The organism is Streptomyces violaceorubidus, from assembly GCF_000717995.1.
Classification (GTDB): domain Bacteria; phylum Actinomycetota; class Actinomycetes; order Streptomycetales; family Streptomycetaceae; genus Streptomyces; species Streptomyces violaceorubidus.
Genome location: NZ_JODM01000012.1, coordinates 106,972 through 124,848 on the forward strand (window position 1 = coordinate 106,972; position 17,877 = coordinate 124,848).

The following is a 17,877-nucleotide window of genomic DNA, read 5'->3' on the forward strand; positions in this document are numbered from 1 at the left end:
GGTTCCTATCCTGCCCCCTCGCCCCCGAACAGGGCGAGGGCCGTGTTCACCAGCCCGACGTGGCTGAAGGCCTGCGGGAAGTTGCCGAGCTGGTGCCCGGCCACCGGGTCGTACTCCTCGGCCAGCAGCCCCACGTCGTTGGCGAGCGCCACCAGCCGCTCGAACAGCTCACGGGCCTCCTTGGTCCGGCCGGTCGCGTGCAGCGCATCCGCGTACCAGAACGAACACACCAGGAACGTCCCCTCCCCGCCCGGCAGGCCGTCGACGGGATCGCCCTCGGTGCCGTAGCGCCGCACCAGGCCGTCCCGGGTCAGCTCCGCGCCGATGGCGTCGACCGTGCCGACCACGCGCGGGTCGTCCGGCGGCAGGAAGCCCACGCGCGGGACGAGCAGCAGCGAGGCGTCCAGCTCCCGCGAGCCGTAGTACTGGGTGAAGGTGTTGCGCACGGGGTCGTAGCCCTTCTCGCACACCTCGCGGTGCACCTCGTCGCGCAGCGCGCGCCAGCCGTCGAGGTCACCGCCGTCCAGCTCGGGACGGTCCTCCAGTGTGCGCACCGCCCTGTCCAGGGCCACCCACGTCATCACCTTCGAGTGCACGAACTGCCGGCGCCCGCCCCGCACCTCCCACAGCCCCTCGTCCGGTTCCCGCCACGCCGTGGCCAGGAACTCCATCAGGGCGCACTGCAGCTCCCACATCTGCGGACGGGGGCGCATCCCCGCCAGCCGGGCCAGCGACAGGGAGTCCATGACCTCGCCGTACACGTCCAGCTGGAGCTGGTTCACGGCGTCGTTGCCGATCCGTACGGGAGCGGACCCGGCGAAGCCGGACAGCCAGGGCAGCTCGAACTCGGGCAGCCGTCGTTCACCCGCGACGCCGTACATGATCTGCAGGTCCGCCGGGTTGCCCGCGACCGCGCGCAGCAGCCAGTCGCGCCAGGCCTCGGCCTCCTCCAGGTACCCGGCTGACAGCAGGGCGCCCAGGGTGAGCGTGGAGTCGCGCAGCCAGCAGAAGCGGTAGTCCCAGTTGCGCACGCCGCCCGGCTCCTCCGGCAGCGAGGTGGTGGGGGCGGCCACGATGCCTCCGGTGGGCTGGTACGTGAGCGCCTTCAGCGTGATCAGCGAGCGGACCACGGCGTCCCGGTGCGGACCGTCGTAGCGGCAGTGCGCCGCCCACGCGCGCCAGTCCTCGACGCTGTGCTCCAGCGACACGTACGGGTCGATCAGGGGCGGCCGGGGCTCGTGCGAGGGGTGCCAGGTCAGCACGAACGCGACCTTCTCGCCCGCGGCGACCGTGAACCGCGCGTGGGTCCCGAAGTCCTCGCCCCAGCTGTGCACCTCGGGCTCGCTGCGCAGCCACGCCGAGTCCGGTCCGGCGACCGCCACCCGGTGCCCGTCGGAGCGGCGCACCCACGGGACGATCGAGCCGTGGTCGAAGCGCAGCCGGAGCACGCTGCGCACGGTGACCTCGCCGCTCAGGCCCTCCACGACGCGCACGAGGTCGGGGGCGCGGTCGCGCTGGGGCATCAGATCGGTGACGCGGACCGCGCCGTCCTCGGTCTCCCACTCGGTGTCCAGGACGAGGGTGTCCGGCCGGTAGGCACGCCGGGTGCAGCGCTCGGCGCCCTCGGGGGCGATGCGCCAGTGGCCGTTGTCCTCGTCGCCGAGCAGTCTGGCGAAGCAGGCGGCCGAGTCGAAGCGGGGCAGGCAGAGCCAGTCCACGGAGCCGTCCGTGCCGACCAGGGCCGCGGTCTGCAGGTCGCCGATGAGCGCGTAGTCCTCGATGCGGGGGTGCACGGGTTGACCTCTTCCCGGCCACAGCCGGAGCAATCGGGTCCGCCCGCGCGCTCCCGCCGCGCGGCTAGACCGCCGCGGGTTCCGCCTCCGCCGGTCGCACGTCCTCGGCGGTCTCCCGGTCCCGCTTCTCGCGGCGGACCAGGAACCACCAGCCGACCGGTACGGCCGCGGCGAACAGCCACCACTGGATGGCGTAGGCGAAGTTCAGCGCGGCGTTCTCGTCGCCGGGACTGCCGATCGGCTCCGGGGTGCCGTTCTTCGGCTCCGGCGTCTTCAGGACGACGTATCCGCCGAGCACCCGGGCGTCCAGGCGCTCGGCCTGCTGCTCGCTGTTGATGAGCATGATCTGCCGGTCCGGGAGGCCCTGGAGGTCCTTGATGCCGCTCGCCTCGGTCGTCTCGTCGGGCATCAGCCGCCCGGTGAGGGTGAGCTCGCCCCGGGGCGGCGCCGGCACCTTCGGGAACGCGGTCTGGCTGGGGCCGTCCGCGGGGATCCAGCCCCGGTTGACCAGCAGGACCTTGCCGTCGTTCAGCACGAACGGGGTCAGTACGTGGTAGCCGATGTTGTCGTCGGAGTCGGTGCGGCGGCGGACGACGACCTCGCGGTCGGTGTCGAAGCGGCCCTTCGCGGTGACGGTGCGGTACCGCTCACGCGTGGTGATCCTCTCGCCGGGCGCGGTCAGCGACTCCACGGGCACCGGTGAGGCCTCGAGCGCGCTCGCGACCAGGTCGTTCCGGGCGGTGCGTTCCTCGTAGCGGTGCATCTGCCAGAAGCCCAGCCGGATCATCGTGGGGATGAGCAGCACGGCGACCAGCGTGAGGATCACCCACTGGCGGGACAACAGGAAGCGGTACACCCCACGACGGTACCTCTGGGCCGTGGGGCGTCCCGCGCCGGGTCCGGGCTCAGACCTTGTCGACGATCCCCGCCCTCCCCTCCGCGCGGGCGCAGTGGGCGCCGCAGAACCAGTGGCCGTCGACCTCGACGCCCTGGCCGATGATCTGCACCCGGCAGTGCTCGCAGATCGGGGCCATCCGGTGGATCGCGCAGGAGAAGCAGTCGAAGACGTGCACCGCTCCCTGGGCGTGGACCTCGAAGGACATTCCGTAGTTGTTGCCGCAGACTTCACATGTCGCCATGCGCCACAGGGTGGGCCGTCGCCGCGGACGCGGGCCGTCGGGTGCCGGGCGAGTCGCCCGGAATCACCCGTCCGCAGGCTCGACGTCCGCGAGCAGTTGCCCGAACGCCGCCTCGTCCACCACCGGCGTGCCGAACTGCCGGGCCTTGACCACCTTGGAGGTGCCGGAGTCCGGGTCGTTGGTGACCAGCAGGCTGGTCAGCCGGGACAGGCTCGTCGCGACGTGCAGCCCCGCCTCGACGGCGCGGTCCTCCAGCAGGTCACGCTCGACGGAGGTGTCGCCCGAGAAGGCCACCCGCATGCCCTGCTTGAGCCGTTTGCCCTCTTCGTACCGTCCAGGGTTGGGATGGGGGCATGCGGGCCTCTTGCGGGAGGGGCGCCAGCTGTTCGGCCGGTAGCTCCCGTAGCCCGCCTGCTGTCCGATCCGGGCCGCGGGCCGGTCCGACCACTCGGTCAGCGGCCGGCACTCGTGCAGCGGCAGCCGCACGTCCCCCGCCGCCGCGGCGAGCAGGCTCGGCCGGAACGCCTCCGCCAGCACCCGCGCGTCGTCCAGCGCGTGGTGCGCCCGCTGCTGCACGACGCCAAAGTGCGCGGCCAGCGACTCCAGCTTGTGGTTGGGCAGCGGCAGGTCCAGCGCCTTGGACAGGGCGATGGTGCACAGCCGTTGACGCACCGGCGCCTCGCGCTGCGCACGCGCGTACTCACGGGCGATCATCTGCCAGTCGAAGACCGCGTTGTGCGCGACGAGGACCCGCCCGTCCAGCCGGGCCGCGAACTCCTCGGCGACGTCCGGGAAGAGTGGCGCGTCCCGGAGCACCTCGCTCGTCAGACCGTGTATCCACACCGGGCCCGGATCGCGCTCCGGATTGACCAGGGTGTACCAGTGGTCCTCGACCTCGCCGCGGGCGTCCAGCCGGTAGACGGCCGCCGAGATGATGCGGTCGTCGCGGGCCAGGCCGGTGGTCTCCACGTCGACGACCGCGTACCCCTGCGGATACGCGGCCGGCCACGCCGTGGCGGACGGCGCTGTGGTCGTGCGGTCTTCGAGCATGGTCAATGAGGATACGGGCCGGAACCGACACTCCGGTCCCGCAGGGGCCCCGTGCCGTCAAGTTCCGCGCGAACGGGCGGCGTTGCGCCCCCCACGCGCGCACGTGCCCCGGCCGGGGCACCGGCGGACCGCGTGAGGGTCACCAGCGGATCGGCACCGGAAGGGCCGTCAGGAGCCCCGACACCGCGACCACCACGCCCAGCGCGGCGACCTCCGCGCGCGCGGGGGAGCACGCGGTCAGCGGGTCGGCGGCGCGACCGAGCCGGATCCTGGCCCACAGCGCGAGGACGGCGACGGCGGCCACCAGGAGCACCTTGGCGAGCAGGACCCGTCCGTACGCCGTGTCCGTCAACTGGTCCAGGATCGTGCCCGCCGGCATCCGGCGCAGCGAACTGCACACCCCGGTCGCCGTGAGCACCGCCAGCAGAACGGCCGCCACGCGCGCGTAGAGCCCCAGCAGGGCCCCTCCCACCTCCGTGCCCCGCCACCGCAGCAGCACCCGCAGCGCGTACAGCAGACCGCCCACCCACAGGGCGGCGCACGTCAGATGGACGAGGGTCAGACCGGAGCCGAGCAGCGGGCTGTACTCGGTCGTGGGGTGCGCGCGCAGCGCGTCCGCGACGATCACCGCGGCCAGCGGCCACACCTGGAGTCCGGGCCGGCGCGAGGTCGCGCACAGCCAGGCCGCGAGGAAGCCGTTGACCTCCAGGAGGGCGAGCTTGCCGTCACGGGAGGTGTAGAGGCCGCCCACGTCCACGTCGGCGGCGGAGTCGGGCACCAGGTTGCCCGTGGCCACGACCGAGGCCAGCCCGAGCGCGGCGACGAAACCGGCGGCGGCCGCGTGGGGCGACCAGCTGCGGGGCCGGTCCCAGGGAGCGCCGGGCAGTGACCGGGCCAGGCGGTTGACGAGGAGTTCGCCGAGCGGAACGCTCAGCGCGGCGAAGAGCACCGCGCGCAGCAGGGCGATGCCGCCGGTGCCGGGTGCCTCGGCCTCCCCAGTGCCGCGGAGTGCGGGGGACGGGCCGAGCACGGGTATCAGCGCGGCGAGTGCCACCAGGACGAGTACGGCCGCGGTCCGGCCGGTCCCGGAGGGCCGTGGGCGGCGTCCGGTGCCGGTGGCCGGGGACGGGGGGCGGGTCGAGGTCACCCCAGGATCTTCACCACGTCACCAGATCGGGGCAAGTTCCGCGGCGGGCCGGGCGCGTGCCCGGCCCGCCGCACCCGCGTGTGCGGATCGGAGCGGCACCGGCTAGCGGGTCACCGCGTCCAGCGCGTCGGCCATGCCCCAGCCGTAGAAGCCGTTGCGGTTCTTCGGGCCCTCGCACACCGCGTCGACCTTGCCGTCGCCGTCGATGTCGTACGGCTTGGTGCACGCCGTGGCGTCGGCCTCGGCGTACAGCAGGGCCTTGACCATCGCCGGGGAGGCGTGCGGGTGCGTCGACTTGATGAGGGCGGCGACGCCCGCGACGTGCGGCGAGGCCATCGACGTACCGGCCATGTAGCCCCACTTGCCGCCGGGCAGCGTGCCCAGGATCAGTCCGCTGGTGGCGGGCGGCTGAGGCGTCTGGTAGGCCGTCGAGTCGCCGCCCGGCGCGGCGATGTCGATGACGCCCCGACCGTAGTTGGAGAAGGACGACTTGAGGCCCTTGGCACCCGTCGCCGCGACCGTCACGACCCCCGGCAGCTGGGTCGGGATGTCCAGGCACACCGACGGGTCGATGGTCCGGTCGCCCGGCGTGGTGTCGTTCGGCGAGGACGGGTCGGTGATCTCGTCCGAGGCGAGGTCGTAGTTCTCGTTGCCGGCCGCGGCGACGTTGACCGCGCCCTTCTTCTCGGCGTACCGCGAGGCCCGCGTGACGGCCTCGACGAGGGCCTTCTGGTCCGGGTCGTCCTTGCAGTTGAAGTACCAGGGGTCGGTGTAGTAGCTGTTGTTGGTGACGTCGACGCCGTGCTCGGCCGCCCACATGAAGCCGCAGACCACGGCCTCGGTGTAGAAGAAGCCGTCGGGGTTGGAGACCTTGATGCCGGCGACCTTCACCCCGGGCGCCACACCGGTCATGCCGACACCGTTCTTGGCGGCGGCTATCTCCCCGGCCACGTGGGTGCCGTGCGGGCTCTCCGCCGCGCTCGGCCGCCAGGCGCCTTCGGTGGTGTCCGGCTTGCCCGCGACGCAGTTGACGGACGCCTGCCGGTCGAAGTTCGGGGCGATGTCCGGGTGGGTGTCGTCGACGCCGGTGTCGATGACGGCGACGGTCACCTTCGAGCTGCCCAGCGACTTCTCGTGCGCCTTGTCCGCCTTGATGGCGGGCAGGTCCCACTGCAGGGACTCCAGCGGGTCCTGCGCCCCGGCCTTCGCGGAGGAGGCCTTGGCGGCGGCCAGCGCCTCGCCGTCGAGCACCTGCGGCGCGCCCGTGTCCGTGGTGGCGGCCGAGGGCAGCGGCGCGGTGCGGGTGGCGCCGGCGGACTGCACGCCGCGCACCGTGCGGACGGTCTTGGCGAAGTCGGGGTTGGCGGAGTGGACGACGATCACGCCGATCCGGTCGTACGACGTGACGATCGTGCCCCCCGCCTTGGCTATCGCCCGCCGCACGGTGGCCGAAGGGCCGTGCCCGGCGGCGACGTTGACGACGTAGCTGAGCGAGGTCGCGTCGGCCGCGGTCGAGGGCGCGGCGTCGGCCGCGGGGGCCGCTGCGGCCGGGTTGCCCGGCAGGAACGCCAGCGAAGCGGCCACGGCCAGGCCGGCCGGGATCGCGAGGGCGCGGCGGTGACGCGGGTGGGGTGCGGTCATGCGTGGTGTCTCCAGTCCGTCGGGAAAGCTCGAAGAACGCGTGGTGCCGGTGCGCGGCAGGGAGGCGGAGGTGCCCACGTGGGCACCCGGAGGTGCCTGCGAGGCGTCGCTCACCTGATGCCCGACACCCTCACGCCCGGTGCGACCGGCACCTCGAGCGTGAGCCCGCGTCCGGAGCGCGGGTCGATCGGGGAACGCAGATGATCCATGGGGTCTCCACATCATCCGGCAGACGGCACCCGCCCGGGACGCGGGTGTCGTCCCGAGCAGGTACATGACGTAGTGGTGCAGGGCGAAGCTATCCCCCGAAGCCGCTGGCCAGCAATGACCTGCCGGGGGTGACTTCGGAAAGTGCCACGGGTGTTGAACCGGTCCCCGCGGGGCGCCGTGTCGTTGGACAGGGAGCCCGAGCACCACCGGCCCCCTGCGAGAACACCGAGGTCCAAGCCGTCATGTCCGTCGTACGAGGAGACTCCGTGGCCACCGACGCACCGCCCCCCTCGAAAGAGGAACACCGACTCCCCTCCGCCGAGGAGTTCTCCGAAGTGCAGCAGAGCGCCGAGTTCGCCGAACTGCGCCGCTCCTTCCGCTCCTTCGCGTTCCCGCTGACCGTCGCCTTCGTGGCCTGGTACCTGCTGTACGTGCTGCTGTCGAACTACGCCGGCGGCTTCATGGGCACCAAGCTGTTCGGCAACATCAACGTCGCGTTCGTCTTCGGCATCGCCCAGTTCGTCACCACGTTCCTCATCGCCTGGTGGTACTCGCGGCACGCCGCCGCGAAGCTCGACCCCAAGGCCGAGGCCATCAAGTCCCGGATGGAGGGCGGCGCATGAGCCCCGCACAGTCCGTATTCGCCGCCGAGCTCGCCGCCAACGAGGCCAGTGAGCACCGGCCGCTGATCATCACGCTCTTCGCCGTCTTCGTCGTCGCGACGCTCGGCATCACCGTCTGGGCCGGCCGCCAGACCAAGGACGCCGCCGACTTCTACGCGGGCGGCCGCCAGTTCAGCGCCTTCCAGAACGGCCTCGCCGTCTCCGGCGACTACATGTCGGCGGCGTCCTTCCTCGGCATCGCCGGCGCCATCGCCCTCTTCGGCTACGACGGCTTCCTGTACTCCATCGGCTTCCTGGTCGCCTGGCTGGTCGCCCTCCTCCTGGTCGCCGAGCCGCTCAGGAACTCCGGCCGCTACACCATGGGCGACGTCCTCGCCTACCGCATGCGCCAGCGGCCCGTGCGCACCGCCGCCGGCACCTCGACGATCGTCGTCTCGATCTTCTACCTGCTGGCCCAGATGGCGGGCGCGGGCGTCCTCGTCTCGCTGCTGCTCGGCATCACCTCCGACGCGGGCAAGATCCTCATCGTCGCCCTCGTCGGCGTCCTGATGATCGTGTACGTCACCATCGGCGGCATGAAGGGCACCACCTGGGTCCAGATGGTCAAGGCCGTGCTGCTGATCGGCGGCACCATCCTGATCACCTTCCTGGTGCTGCTGAAGTTCGACTTCAACGTCTCCGACCTGCTCGGCAAGGCCGCCGAGAACAGCGGCGCGGGTTCCGCCTTCCTGGAGCCCGGCCTCCAGTACGGCGCGAACGGCACCTCCAAGCTCGACTTCATCTCCCTGGGCATCGCCCTGGTGCTCGGCACCGCAGGTCTGCCGCACATCCTGATCCGCTTCTACACCGTGCCCAACGCCAAGGCCGCCCGTAAGTCCGTGAACTGGGCGATCGGCATCATCGGCGCCTTCTACCTCATGACCATCGCCCTCGGCTTCGGCGCGGCGGCGCTCATCGGCAAGGACGAGATCATCGCGTCCAACCCGTCCGGCAACACGGCGGCGCCCCTGCTCGCGCTGCACGTGGGCGGCGTCGACTCGGCCTGGGGCGCGATCCTGCTGGCCACGATCTCGGCGGTGGCCTTCGCGACCATCCTCGCCGTCGTCGCCGGCCTCACCCTCGCCTCGTCCTCGTCCTTCGCGCACGACATCTACGCCAACGTCATCCGCAAGGGCCAGGCCACCGAGAAGGAGGAGATGCGGGCGGCCCGCTGGGCGACCGTCTTCATCGGCATCGTCTCCATCGCGCTGGGCGCCCTCGCCCGCGACCTGAACGTGGCCGGACTGGTCGCGCTGGCCTTCGCGGTCGCCGCGTCCGCCAACCTGCCGACGATCCTGTACAGCCTGTTCTGGAAGAGGTTCACCACCCAGGGCGCCCTGTGGTCGATCTACGGCGGCCTGATCGTCGCCGTCGGCCTGGTGCTGTTCTCACCCGTCGTCTCCGGCGACCCGAAGGCGATGTTCCCGGACGTGGACTTCGCCTGGTTCCCGCTGAAGAACCCGGGCATCATCTCGATCCCGTTCGGCTTCCTGATGGGCTGGCTCGGCACCGTGCTGTCGAAGGAGGAGCCCGACGCGGCGAAGTACGCGGAGCTGGAGGTCAGGTCCCTGACCGGCACCGGAGCGCACTGACGCCCCCGCCCGACCGGTACCGGCGCGGCCGGGTGGTAGCTCCCTACGACCCGGCCGCGTCCCGCGTCGTGGGATCGGGAGGCTGTCGATGTCGGACCGGTCACGTAGGCTCGGCGGTGTCGGAGGAGAGAAGTGCTCCACCGATCCGCGTCGAGGGAGGGGGCCCACGTGCTCATCGACACCTACGGCCGAGTGGCCACCGACCTGAGGGTCTCGCTGACCGACCGCTGTAATCTGCGCTGCACCTACTGCATGCCCGAAGAGGGCCTCCAGTGGCTCGCCAAGCCCGATCTGCTCACGGACGACGAGATCGTCCGCCTCATCGGCATCGCGGTCACCTCCCTCGGCATCGAGGAGGTCCGCTTCACCGGCGGGGAGCCGCTGCTGCGGCCCGGCCTGGTGGGCATCGTCGAGCGCGTCGCCGCCCTCGACCCGCGCCCCCAGATGTCCCTCACCACCAACGGCATCGGCCTCAGGCGCACGGCGAGCGCCCTGAAGGCCGCGGGCCTGGACCGGGTCAACGTCTCCCTGGACACCCTGCGCCCCGACGTCTTCAAGACCCTCACCCGGCGGGACCGCCACAAGGACGTCCTGGAGGGCCTGGAAGCCGCCCACGAGGCCGGACTCACTCCGGTCAAGGTCAACAGCGTCCTGATGCCGGGGCTCAACGACGACGAGGCCCCCGACCTGCTCGCCTGGGCCGTCGAGCACGGCTACGAGCTGCGCTTCATCGAGCAGATGCCGCTGGACGCCCAGCACGGCTGGAAGCGCGAGGGCATGGTCACCGCCGGTGACATCCTCACGTCCCTGCGCACCCGCTTCGAGCTGACCGCCGAGGGCGCCGGGGAGCGCGGCTCGGCCCCGGCCGAGCGCTGGCTGGTGGACGGCGGGCCGCACCGCGTCGGCGTCATCGCCTCCGTCACCCGCCCGTTCTGCTCGGCCTGCGACCGCACCCGCCTGACCGCGGACGGCCAGGTGCGCACCTGCCTGTTCGCCACCGAGGAGACCGACCTGCGCGCGGCCCTGCGCTCCGACGCCCCCGACGAGGAGATCGCCCGCATCTGGCGCCTGGCCATGTGGGGCAAGAAGGCGGGCGCGGGCCTCGACGACCCGACCTTCGTCCAGCCCGACCGGCCGATGTCGGCGATCGGAGGTTAGGGCCCGAGCCCTCAGGGCCTGCCGGAGTCCTCCGGGGCTTCCCACTCGGCGAGCGCGACCACGTCCTTCAGGAAGCCCCGTACTCCCAGGAACTGGGACAGGTGCTCGCGGTGTTCGTCGCACGCGATCCACGTCTTGCGGCGCTCCGGGGTGTGGATCTTCGGGTTGTTCCACGCCAGCACCCACACGGCGGGGGTGCGGCAGCCCTTGGCGGAGCAGATCGGGGTGGTCTCGTCACTCACGGTTTCGTCTCACAGGTCCGCACACAAGGCGACGCCGAGCAGCCACGGGGGGAGCTGCCCGGCGTCGGTCCGTCGCTCCGACGGGGGATGCGGAGCGCGTACGAAGTATGTCACGGCCCACCCTTCGCCGGGCCCGGAACAACACGAATTCATCTGAGCATTCCATCGGTCCGGCGGGGCCTCGATGCCGCCCGGCAGGGGGCGACACCGTCACGGCCGACCGCGTGATCCACCGGCCGCGCCCGCCCCCGGATCCGTCGTGGCGCCCTCCGGAACGGATTCCGCCGCGCTGTCCCGGTCCCGTGGCGGCATGATCATCGGCGGGGTCGGCAGCGTCACGAACGTCGACGGCAGGGACGGCGCGTTCTCCCGTCCGGCGTTGGCGATCACCACCGCGATGTACGGCAGGACCGCCCCGAGGACCAGGGCCACGATCGCGACGTGCCGTTCCACGTTCCACAGGCAGACCGCGAGGATCACCGAGGCCGTACGGATCGCCATCGAGATGATGTACCGCCGCTGCCGACCGCGCACGTCCTCCTGGAGGCCCGTCCGGGCCCCGGTGATCCGGAACACCTCGGCACTGCCGCCGGCACTCTGCTTCCGCATCTGGTTCCACCATCCGCCCGCATCGGACTCTCCCCGCCCCGCTCTCGTCCGCGGCCGCTCGGGGACTCCGGTCCCGGACAACTCCCCACGTTACGCCGCGCCCGCGCCGCTCACGAGACCGGGGCACCCCTGGTCGGCCGTACCGCGTGCGCCGCACGGCGCAGGCGCCGGTACCCCGTTCGGCCCCACGCGGCATGCGCCGTTCGCGGTACGCCCGAACACTGGTGGCAATGCTCGCGTAGAGCCGGACGAGGAGGCAGCCATGGGCTGGTTGTGGGCGATCATCGTGGGATTCGTGCTCGGCTTGATCGCCAAGGCGATCATTCCCGGCAAGCAGCACATGCCGCTGTGGCTGACCACCATCTGCGGCATGATCGGCGCGATCGTCGGCAACGCCATCGCCCGCGCGGCCGGCGTCGAGGCGACGTCCGGCATCGACTGGTGGCGGCACCTGTTCCAGCTGGTGGCGGCGATCATCGTCGTCGGCCTCGGCGACGCGGCCTACACGTCGATGCGCGGCAGCAGGCGGCGAGGACGGGCCTGACCGTTCCCAGGGACCCCCGGGCAGGGCGAAGGGGCGGCTCCGGCAGCCGTGCGGCGCCGAAGCCGCCCCTTCGCGTGCGCCCGCTCAGGCGCCGGTGACCTCCACCGCGGCCAGGTTCTTCTTGCCGCGGCGCAGCACCAGCCAGCGCCCGTGCAGCAGGTCCTCCTTGGCGGGGACGGCGTCCTCGCCGGTGACCTTGGTGTTGTTCACGTAGGCGCCGCCCTCCTTCACCGTGCGGCGCGCGGCGGACTTGCTGGCCACCAGACCCACCTCGGCGAACAGGTCGACGACCGGGGCCGGCTCGGCGACCCGGACGTGCGGCAGCTCGGAGAGGGCCGCCGCCAGCGTCCGCTCGTCCAGCTCCGCCAGCTCGCCCTGGCCGAACAGGGCCTTGGACGCGGCGATCACGGCGGCCGTCTGCCCGGCGCCGTGCACCAGCGTCGTCAGCTCCTCGGCCAGCGCCCGCTGCGCGGCCCGCGCCTGCGGCCGCTCCTCGGTCTGCCGCTCCAGCTCCTCCAGCTCCTCACGGGAGCGGAACGACAGGATGCGCAGGTACGTCGAGATGTCCCGGTCGTCCACGTTCAACCAGAACTGGTAGAACGCGTACGGCGTCGTCATCTCCGGGTCGAGCCAGACGGCGCCGCCCTCGGTCTTGCCGAACTTGGTGCCGTCCGCCTTGGTCATCAGCGGGGTCGCGTAGGCGTGCACGGACGCCTCCGGCTCCAGCCGGTGCAGCAGGTCGAGACCGGCCGTGAGGTTGCCCCACTGGTCGCTGCCGCCCTGCTGCATCGTGCAGCCGTACCTCCGGTAGAGCTGGAGGAAGTCCATCGCCTGGAGCAGCTGGTAGCTGAACTCCGTGTAGCTGATGCCCTCGGAGGACTCCAGGCGCCGGGCGACGGAGTCCTTGGTCAGCATCTTGTTGACCCGGAAGTGCTTGCCGATGTCCCGCAGGAACTCGATCGCGGACAGGCCCTCGGTCCAGTCGAGGTTGTTGACCATCACCGCCGCGTTCTCGCCCTCGAAGGACAGGAACGGCTCGATCTGGCCGCGCAGCCGCTGGACCCAGCCCGCGACGGTCTCCGGCGAGTTCAGCGTGCGCTCCGCGGTCGGGCGCGGGTCGCCGATCTGACCCGTGGCCCCGCCGACCAGCGCCAGCGGCCGGTGCCCGGCCTGCTGGAGCCGGCGCACGGTGAGCACCTGCACCAGGTGCCCCACGTGCAGGGACGGCGCGGTCGGGTCGAAACCGCAATAGAACGTGACGGGACCGTCCGCGAGCGCCTTGCGCAAAGCGTCCTCGTCGGTGGACTGGGCGAACAGCCCGCGCCACTTCAGCTCGTCGACGATGTCCGTCACGGTTCTCGTGTCTCCTTGAGTGGTCTCGCGAAATCAGGTACGAGGTTATACGCCCTGGCTGACAGAGCTCATATTGAAATCGGGGATGCGCAGCGCGGGCATCGCGGCCCTGGTGAACCAGTCGCCCCACTCCCTGGGCAGCGTCTTCTCCGTGCGCCCGGCCTCCGCGGCCCGCCCCAGCAGGTCCACCGGCGACTCGTTGAACCGGAAGTTGTTCACCTCGCCGACGACCTCGCCGTGCTCCACGAGGTAGACGCCGTCCCGGGTCAGCCCGGTCAGCAGCAGCGTCGCGGGGTCGACCTCGCGGATGTACCAGAGGCAGGTCAGCAGCAGCCCGCGCTCCGTGCCCGCGATCATGTCGTCCAGGGACCGGTCGGGGTCGCCGCCGTCCAGGATCAGGTTGCCGATCGCCGGTGCCACCGGAAGGCCGGTCAGGCCCGCGCCGTGCCGGGTGGTGGTCAGCCGGTGCAGCTGACCCGCGCGGATCCAGTCGGTCGCCGTCACCGGCAGCCCGTTGTCGAACACCGACTGGTCGCCGCCCGAGGAGTGCGCCACCACGAAGGGCGCGCTCTCCAGGCCCGGCTCGTGCGGATCACTGCGCAGCGTCAGCGGCAGCCTGCCGAGCCGCTCGCCGAGACGGGTGCCGCCGCCCGGCTTGGAGAACACCGTGCGCCCCTCGACCGCGTCCCGCCCGGACGCCGACCAGTACTGGTAGATCAGCAGGTCCGCCACCGCGGTGGGCGGCAGCAGCGTCTCGTACCGCCCCGCGGGCAGCTCCACCCGCCGCCCGGCCCAGCCGAGGCGTACGGCCAGCTCGGCGTCGAGTGCCGCCGGGTCGACGTCCTTGAAGTCCCGCGTGGCCTGTCCCGCCCACGCCGAGCGGGTCCTGTCCGGCGACTTGGCGTTCAGCTCCAGCGTCCCGTTCGGCTGGTCGTGCCGCAGCCTGAGCCCCGTGGACGTGCCCACGTACGTCGAGGTCATCTCGTGGTTCGCGAACCCGTACAGCTCCCGCCCGCCGGCCCGCGCGCGGGCGAACGCCTCCCCGAGGGCCGGCGCGAAGTCGGCGAACACCGCCGACGAGGTCTCGGCGGGCGCGTCGGTGAAGTCCGGCGCCGCCGTCTGGCCGGTGACCAGCGGCTGTGCGTCCTCGGCCGGACCGGCGTCCCGCGCGGCGGCCTCGGCGGCGCGCACCAGGGGCTCCAGCTCGTCCGTGGTCACGGCCGAGCGCGACACGACCCCGGACGCCGTGCCCTCCCGTCCGTCGACGGTGGCGACGACCGTCAGCGTGCGCCCGCGCGTGACGCCGTTGGTGGTGAGCGCGTTGCCCGCCCAGCGCAGGTTGGCGGTGGACTCCTCGTCGGCGATGACGACGCACCCGTCCGCCCGGGACAGCTCCAGCGCCCGTTCGACGATCTCGTGCGGCTTGTTGGTGCGGACGCTCATCGACCCGCCTCCTGCGTGGTGTTCAGAATGTTGACTCCCTTGAAGAGGGCGGACGGGCAGCCGTGCGAGACGGCCGCGACCTGGCCCGGCTGGGCCTTGCCGCAGTTGAAGGCGCCGCCCAGGACGTACGTCTGCGGACCGCCGACGGCCGCCATGGACCCCCAGAAGTCGGTGGTCGTCGCCTGGTACGCCACGTCCCGCAGCTGCCCGGCGAGCCGCCCGTTCTCGATCCGGAAGAACCGCTGCCCGGTGAACTGGAAGTTGTAGCGCTGCATGTCGATGGACCAGGACCGGTCCCCGACGACGTAGATCCCCCGATCGACGCCCCCGATCAGATCCTCCGTCGACAGCCCGCCCGGATCCGGCCGCAGCGACACGTTGGCCATCCGCTGCACCGGTACGTGCGCGGGGGAGTCGGCGTAGGCGCACCCGTTGGACCGCTCGAACCCGGTGAGCCTCGCGATCCGCCGGTCGAGCTGGTACCCCACCAGCGTGCCGTCCTTCACCAGGTCCCAGGACTGGCCCTCGACGCCCTCGTCGTCGTACCCGACGGTGGCCAGGCCGTGCTCGGCGGTGCGGTCGCCGGTCACGTTCATCAGCTCGGAGCCGTAGCGCAGCTTGCCGAGCTGGTCGAAGGTGGCGAAGGAGGTGCCGGCGTAGGCGGCCTCGTAGCCGAGGGCGCGGTCCAGCTCGGTGGCGTGCCCGATGGACTCGTGGATGGTCAGCCACAGGTTCGAGGGGTCGACGACCAGGTCGTACAGGCCCGCCTCGACGCTCGGCGCGCGCATCTTCTCCGCCAGCAGCTCCGGGATCTCGGCCAGCTCCGCCTCCCAGTCCCAGCCGGTGCCGGTCAGGTACTCCCAGCCCCGCCCGGCCGGCGGCGCCAGCGTGCGCATGGAGTCGAACTCGCCGCTGGAGTCGTCCACCGACACGGCGGTGAGCACCGGGTGCAGCCGTACCCGCTGCTGCGTGGTCACGGTGCCGGCGGTGTCGGCGTAGAACTTGTTCTCGTGCACGGTGAGCAGCGAGGCGTCCACGTGGTCGACCCCGTCGGCCGCGAGCAGCCGCGCGCTCCAGTCGGCCAGCAGCGCCGCCTTCTCCGCGTCGGGCACGGTGAAGGGGTCGATGTCGTACGCCGAGATCCAGGTCTTGTCCGCGTGCACCGGCTCACCGGCCAGCTCGACCCTCTCGTCCGACCCGGCCGCCCTGATCACCTGCGCCGACAGCTTCGCCATCGCCACCGCCTGCGAGGCGACCTTGGCGGCGGCGTCCAGGGTCAGGTCCACGCCGGACGCGAAGCCCCACGTGCCGCCGTGCACCACCCGCACCGCGTACCCGAGGTCGGTGGTGTCCGAGGACCCGGCGGGCCGGGCGTCCCTGAGGCGCCAGGAGGCGCTGCGGACCCGCTCCAGCCGGAAGTCGGCATGCTCCGCGCCGAGGGCACGCGCACGGGCCAGGGCGGCGTCGGCGAGGGCGCGTAGGGGGAGTGCCGTGAAGGCTTGGTCGATGCTGTGAGGCACCTGCGTCTCTTTCTGTCGACGTGACCGGTCGTCTGCCGCGACACCGGGGGCTGCGCCGCATCATGTCGCGTCGGGGGTCCGGCGACCACACCTTTCCGCCGCCCCGGCTGCGGGTTCTGTAGGGACCCGACAGACAGCCCCGTAAGCCACTGTGGGTGCCCGAGTCTCTGGGCGAGGCCGGGGACCGATAGATTTTCGAGGAAGCCGCCTGCCGTAGCCGCCCGCCGTACGGGTGAGCGGGCGGGTGGACGACCGCTAGGGAAAGGGTGATCCGTTGAGCCGCTCGGTTCTCGTCACCGGAGGAAACCGGGGCATCGGCCTCGCCATCGCCCGCGCCTTCGCCGACGCCGGCGACAAGGTCGCGATCACGTACCGCTCGGGTGAGCCGCCGGAGGGCTTCCTGGCCGTCAAGTGCGACATCACCGACACCGAGCAGGTGGAGCAGGCCTACAAGGAGATCGAGGAGACCCACGGTCCCGTCGAGGTCCTGATCGCCAACGCCGGCGTCACCAAGGACCAGCTCCTGATGCGCATGTCGGAGGAGGACTTCACCTCCGTCGTGGAGACCAACCTGACCGGCACCTTCCGCGTGGTCAAGCGCACCAACCGCGCCATGCTGCGCGCCAAGAAGGGCCGCGTCGTCCTCATCTCGTCGGTGGTCGGGCTCCTCGGCTCCGCGGGGCAGGCGAACTACGCCGCCTCCAAGGCCGGCCTGGTCGGCTTCGCGCGCTCCCTCGCCCGTGAGCTGGGGTCGCGCAACATCACCTTCAACGTCGTCGCGCCCGGCTTCGTCGACACCGACATGACCAAGGTGCTCACCGACGAGCAGCGGGCCAACATCGTGTCGCAGGTGCCGCTGGGGCGGTACGCGCAGCCGGAGGAGATCGCCGCGACGGTGCGGTTCCTCGCCTCGGACGACGCCTCGTACATCACTGGAGCCGTCATCCCCGTTGACGGCGGACTGGGAATGGGTCACTGAACACCATGAGCGGAATTCTCGAGGGCAAGCGCGTCCTGATCACCGGCGTGCTGACGGAGTCCTCCATCGCCTTCCACGCCGCGAAGCTGGCCCAGGAGCAGGGCGCCGACGTCATCCTCACCGCGTTCCCGCGGCCCACCCTGACCGAGCGCATCGCCAAGAAGCTGCCGAAGCCCGCCAAGGTCATCGAGCTGGACGTCACCAACGAGGAGCACCTCGCCCGGCTCGCCGACGTCGTCGGTGAGGAGCTGGGCGGCCTCGACGGCGTCGTGCACTCCATCGGCTTCGCCCCGCAGGACGCCCTCGGCGGCAACTTCCTCAACGCGCCGTTCGAGTCGGTCGCCACCGCCATGCACGTCTCGGCGTTCTCCCTGAAGTCGCTGACCATGGCCTGCCTGCCACTGATGCAGAACGGCGGTTCGATCGTCGGCCTCACTTTCGACGCGCAGTTCGCCTGGCCGCAGTACGACTGGATGGGCCCGGCCAAGGCCGCGCTGGAGGCCACCAGCCGCTACATGGCCCGTGACCTCGGCAAGCAGAACATCCGCTGCAACCTGATCTCGGCGGGCCCGATCGGCTCCATGGCCGCCAAGTCCATCCCGGGCTTCAGCGAGCTGGCCTCCGTGTGGGACACCCGCTCCCCGCTGGAGTGGGACCTGAAGGACCCGGAGCCGGCCGGTCGCGGCATCGTCGCGCTGCTGAGCGACTGGTTCCCGAAGACCACGGGCGAGATCGTCCACGTCGACGGCGGACTGCACGCCATCGGCGCCTGACCGGACACCTCGCCCAGGGCCC

General features: G+C 71.8%; 17 protein-coding genes. 6 read left to right on the forward strand and 11 right to left on the reverse strand.

Annotated features, from left to right (window positions below):
* Positions 1–5: 5 nt before the first annotated feature.
* From IE94_RS0117175 to IE94_RS0117200, 6 genes are all read right to left on the reverse strand, one after another.
* Positions 6–1,793, reverse strand: a complete 1,788-nt coding sequence (locus tag IE94_RS0117175) for a glycoside hydrolase family 15 protein (RefSeq protein ID WP_030184847.1) — start codon at positions 1,791–1,793, stop codon at positions 6–8.
* A 64-nt stretch (positions 1,794–1,857) separates the two neighbouring features.
* Positions 1,858–2,649 (reverse strand): SURF1 family cytochrome oxidase biogenesis protein, encoded by a 792-nt coding sequence (locus IE94_RS0117180; RefSeq protein WP_030184850.1) that lies wholly within the window; start codon positions 2,647–2,649, stop codon positions 1,858–1,860.
* Between the two features lie 49 nt (positions 2,650–2,698).
* Entirely contained in the window at positions 2,699–2,932 is a 234-nt protein-coding gene (locus tag IE94_RS0117185) for a hypothetical protein (RefSeq protein ID WP_051777537.1), read from the reverse strand.
* Between the two features lie 63 nt (positions 2,933–2,995).
* Entirely contained in the window at positions 2,996–3,982 is a 987-nt protein-coding gene (locus IE94_RS0117190; protein ID WP_030184855.1) for a DEDDh family exonuclease, read from the reverse strand.
* 139 nt (positions 3,983–4,121) lie between these two features.
* Positions 4,122–5,129 carry a CopD family protein gene (locus IE94_RS0117195; RefSeq protein ID WP_030184859.1) on the reverse strand — a complete coding sequence of 336 codons (1,008 nt, stop codon included), beginning with the start codon at positions 5,127–5,129 and terminating at the stop codon, positions 4,122–4,124.
* 102 nt (positions 5,130–5,231) lie between these two features.
* Complete coding sequence (locus IE94_RS0117200) at positions 5,232–6,770, reverse strand: S8 family serine peptidase (RefSeq protein WP_030184861.1); 1,539 nt, start codon at positions 6,768–6,770, stop codon at positions 5,232–5,234.
* 476 nt (positions 6,771–7,246) lie between these two features.
* On the opposite strand from IE94_RS0117200, the gene IE94_RS0117210 reads away from it, so the two are divergent.
* From IE94_RS0117210 to moaA, 3 genes are all read left to right on the forward strand, one after another.
* A complete protein-coding gene (locus IE94_RS0117210) occupies positions 7,247–7,603 on the forward strand; it encodes a DUF485 domain-containing protein (protein WP_030184863.1) in 357 nt (118 codons plus the stop codon).
* Entirely contained in the window at positions 7,600–9,234 is a 1,635-nt protein-coding gene (locus IE94_RS0117215) for a solute symporter family protein (protein WP_030184865.1), read from the forward strand. The genes IE94_RS0117210 and IE94_RS0117215 overlap by 4 nt, the downstream gene beginning before the upstream one ends.
* Positions 9,235–9,402: 168 nt before the next feature.
* Positions 9,403–10,392: a GTP 3',8-cyclase MoaA gene (gene moaA, locus IE94_RS0117220; protein WP_030184867.1), complete on the forward strand. Its 990-nt coding sequence runs from the start codon at positions 9,403–9,405 to the stop codon at positions 10,390–10,392.
* Positions 10,393–10,403: 11 nt separating this feature from the next.
* Here the strand turns inward: moaA and IE94_RS0117225 are convergent, their stop codons facing one another.
* Both IE94_RS0117225 and IE94_RS0117230 read right to left on the reverse strand, forming a co-directional pair.
* On the reverse strand, positions 10,404–10,634 hold the full coding sequence (locus IE94_RS0117225) for a hypothetical protein (RefSeq protein WP_030184870.1): 231 nt from the start codon (positions 10,632–10,634) through the stop codon (positions 10,404–10,406).
* A 210-nt stretch (positions 10,635–10,844) separates the two neighbouring features.
* The gene (locus IE94_RS0117230; protein ID WP_030184871.1) at positions 10,845–11,243 is read right to left on the reverse strand and encodes a DUF3099 domain-containing protein; all 399 of its coding nucleotides are present in this window, start codon (positions 11,241–11,243) and stop codon (positions 10,845–10,847) included.
* 262 nt (positions 11,244–11,505) lie between these two features.
* On the opposite strand from IE94_RS0117230, the gene IE94_RS0117235 reads away from it, so the two are divergent.
* The gene (locus IE94_RS0117235; RefSeq protein ID WP_030184872.1) at positions 11,506–11,787 is read left to right on the forward strand and encodes a GlsB/YeaQ/YmgE family stress response membrane protein; all 282 of its coding nucleotides are present in this window, start codon (positions 11,506–11,508) and stop codon (positions 11,785–11,787) included.
* 84 nt (positions 11,788–11,871) lie between these two features.
* Here IE94_RS0117235 and tyrS read toward each other — a convergent pair whose 3' ends face one another.
* The 3 genes from tyrS to IE94_RS0117250 are packed head-to-tail and all read right to left on the reverse strand — an operon-like array spanning position 11,872 to position 16,103.
* A complete protein-coding gene (tyrS, locus tag IE94_RS0117240; RefSeq protein WP_030184876.1) occupies positions 11,872–13,140 on the reverse strand; it encodes a tyrosine--tRNA ligase in 1,269 nt (422 codons plus the stop codon).
* A 45-nt stretch (positions 13,141–13,185) separates the two neighbouring features.
* Positions 13,186–14,583, reverse strand: coding sequence for a metallopeptidase TldD-related protein (locus IE94_RS0117245; protein WP_030184877.1), 1,398 nt, complete (start codon positions 14,581–14,583; stop codon positions 13,186–13,188).
* A complete protein-coding gene (locus IE94_RS0117250; protein ID WP_030184880.1) occupies positions 14,580–16,103 on the reverse strand; it encodes a TldD/PmbA family protein in 1,524 nt (507 codons plus the stop codon). Before IE94_RS0117250 ends, IE94_RS0117245 begins: the two co-directional genes overlap by 4 nt.
* Positions 16,104–16,377: 274 nt before the next feature.
* On the opposite strand from IE94_RS0117250, the gene fabG reads away from it, so the two are divergent.
* The gene (gene fabG / locus IE94_RS0117255) at positions 16,378–17,082 is read left to right on the forward strand and encodes a 3-oxoacyl-[acyl-carrier-protein] reductase (protein WP_030184886.1); all 705 of its coding nucleotides are present in this window, start codon (positions 16,378–16,380) and stop codon (positions 17,080–17,082) included.
* Between the two features lie 5 nt (positions 17,083–17,087).
* Positions 17,088–17,855 (forward strand): enoyl-ACP reductase FabI, encoded by a 768-nt coding sequence (gene fabI, locus IE94_RS0117260; RefSeq protein ID WP_030184889.1) that lies wholly within the window; start codon positions 17,088–17,090, stop codon positions 17,853–17,855.
* Positions 17,856–17,877 lie beyond the last annotated feature (22 nt).

Coding starts and splice junctions, on each gene's coding strand:
- IE94_RS0117230 (WP_030184871.1), bottom strand. CDS start 11,243: ATGCGGAAGCAGAGTGCCGGCGGCAGTGCCGAGGTGTTCCGGATCACC.
- IE94_RS0117235 (WP_030184872.1), top strand. CDS start 11,506: ATGGGCTGGTTGTGGGCGATCATCGTGGGATTCGTGCTCGGCTTGATC.
- IE94_RS0117190 (WP_030184855.1), bottom strand. CDS start 3,982: ATGCTCGAAGACCGCACGACCACAGCGCCGTCCGCCACGGCGTGGCCG.
- fabI (WP_030184889.1), top strand. CDS start 17,088: ATGAGCGGAATTCTCGAGGGCAAGCGCGTCCTGATCACCGGCGTGCTG.
- IE94_RS0117245 (WP_030184877.1), bottom strand. CDS start 14,583: ATGAGCGTCCGCACCAACAAGCCGCACGAGATCGTCGAACGGGCGCTG.
- IE94_RS0117185 (WP_051777537.1), bottom strand. CDS start 2,932: ATGGCGACATGTGAAGTCTGCGGCAACAACTACGGAATGTCCTTCGAG.
- IE94_RS0117215 (WP_030184865.1), top strand. CDS start 7,600: ATGAGCCCCGCACAGTCCGTATTCGCCGCCGAGCTCGCCGCCAACGAG.
- IE94_RS0117200 (WP_030184861.1), bottom strand. CDS start 6,770: ATGACCGCACCCCACCCGCGTCACCGCCGCGCCCTCGCGATCCCGGCC.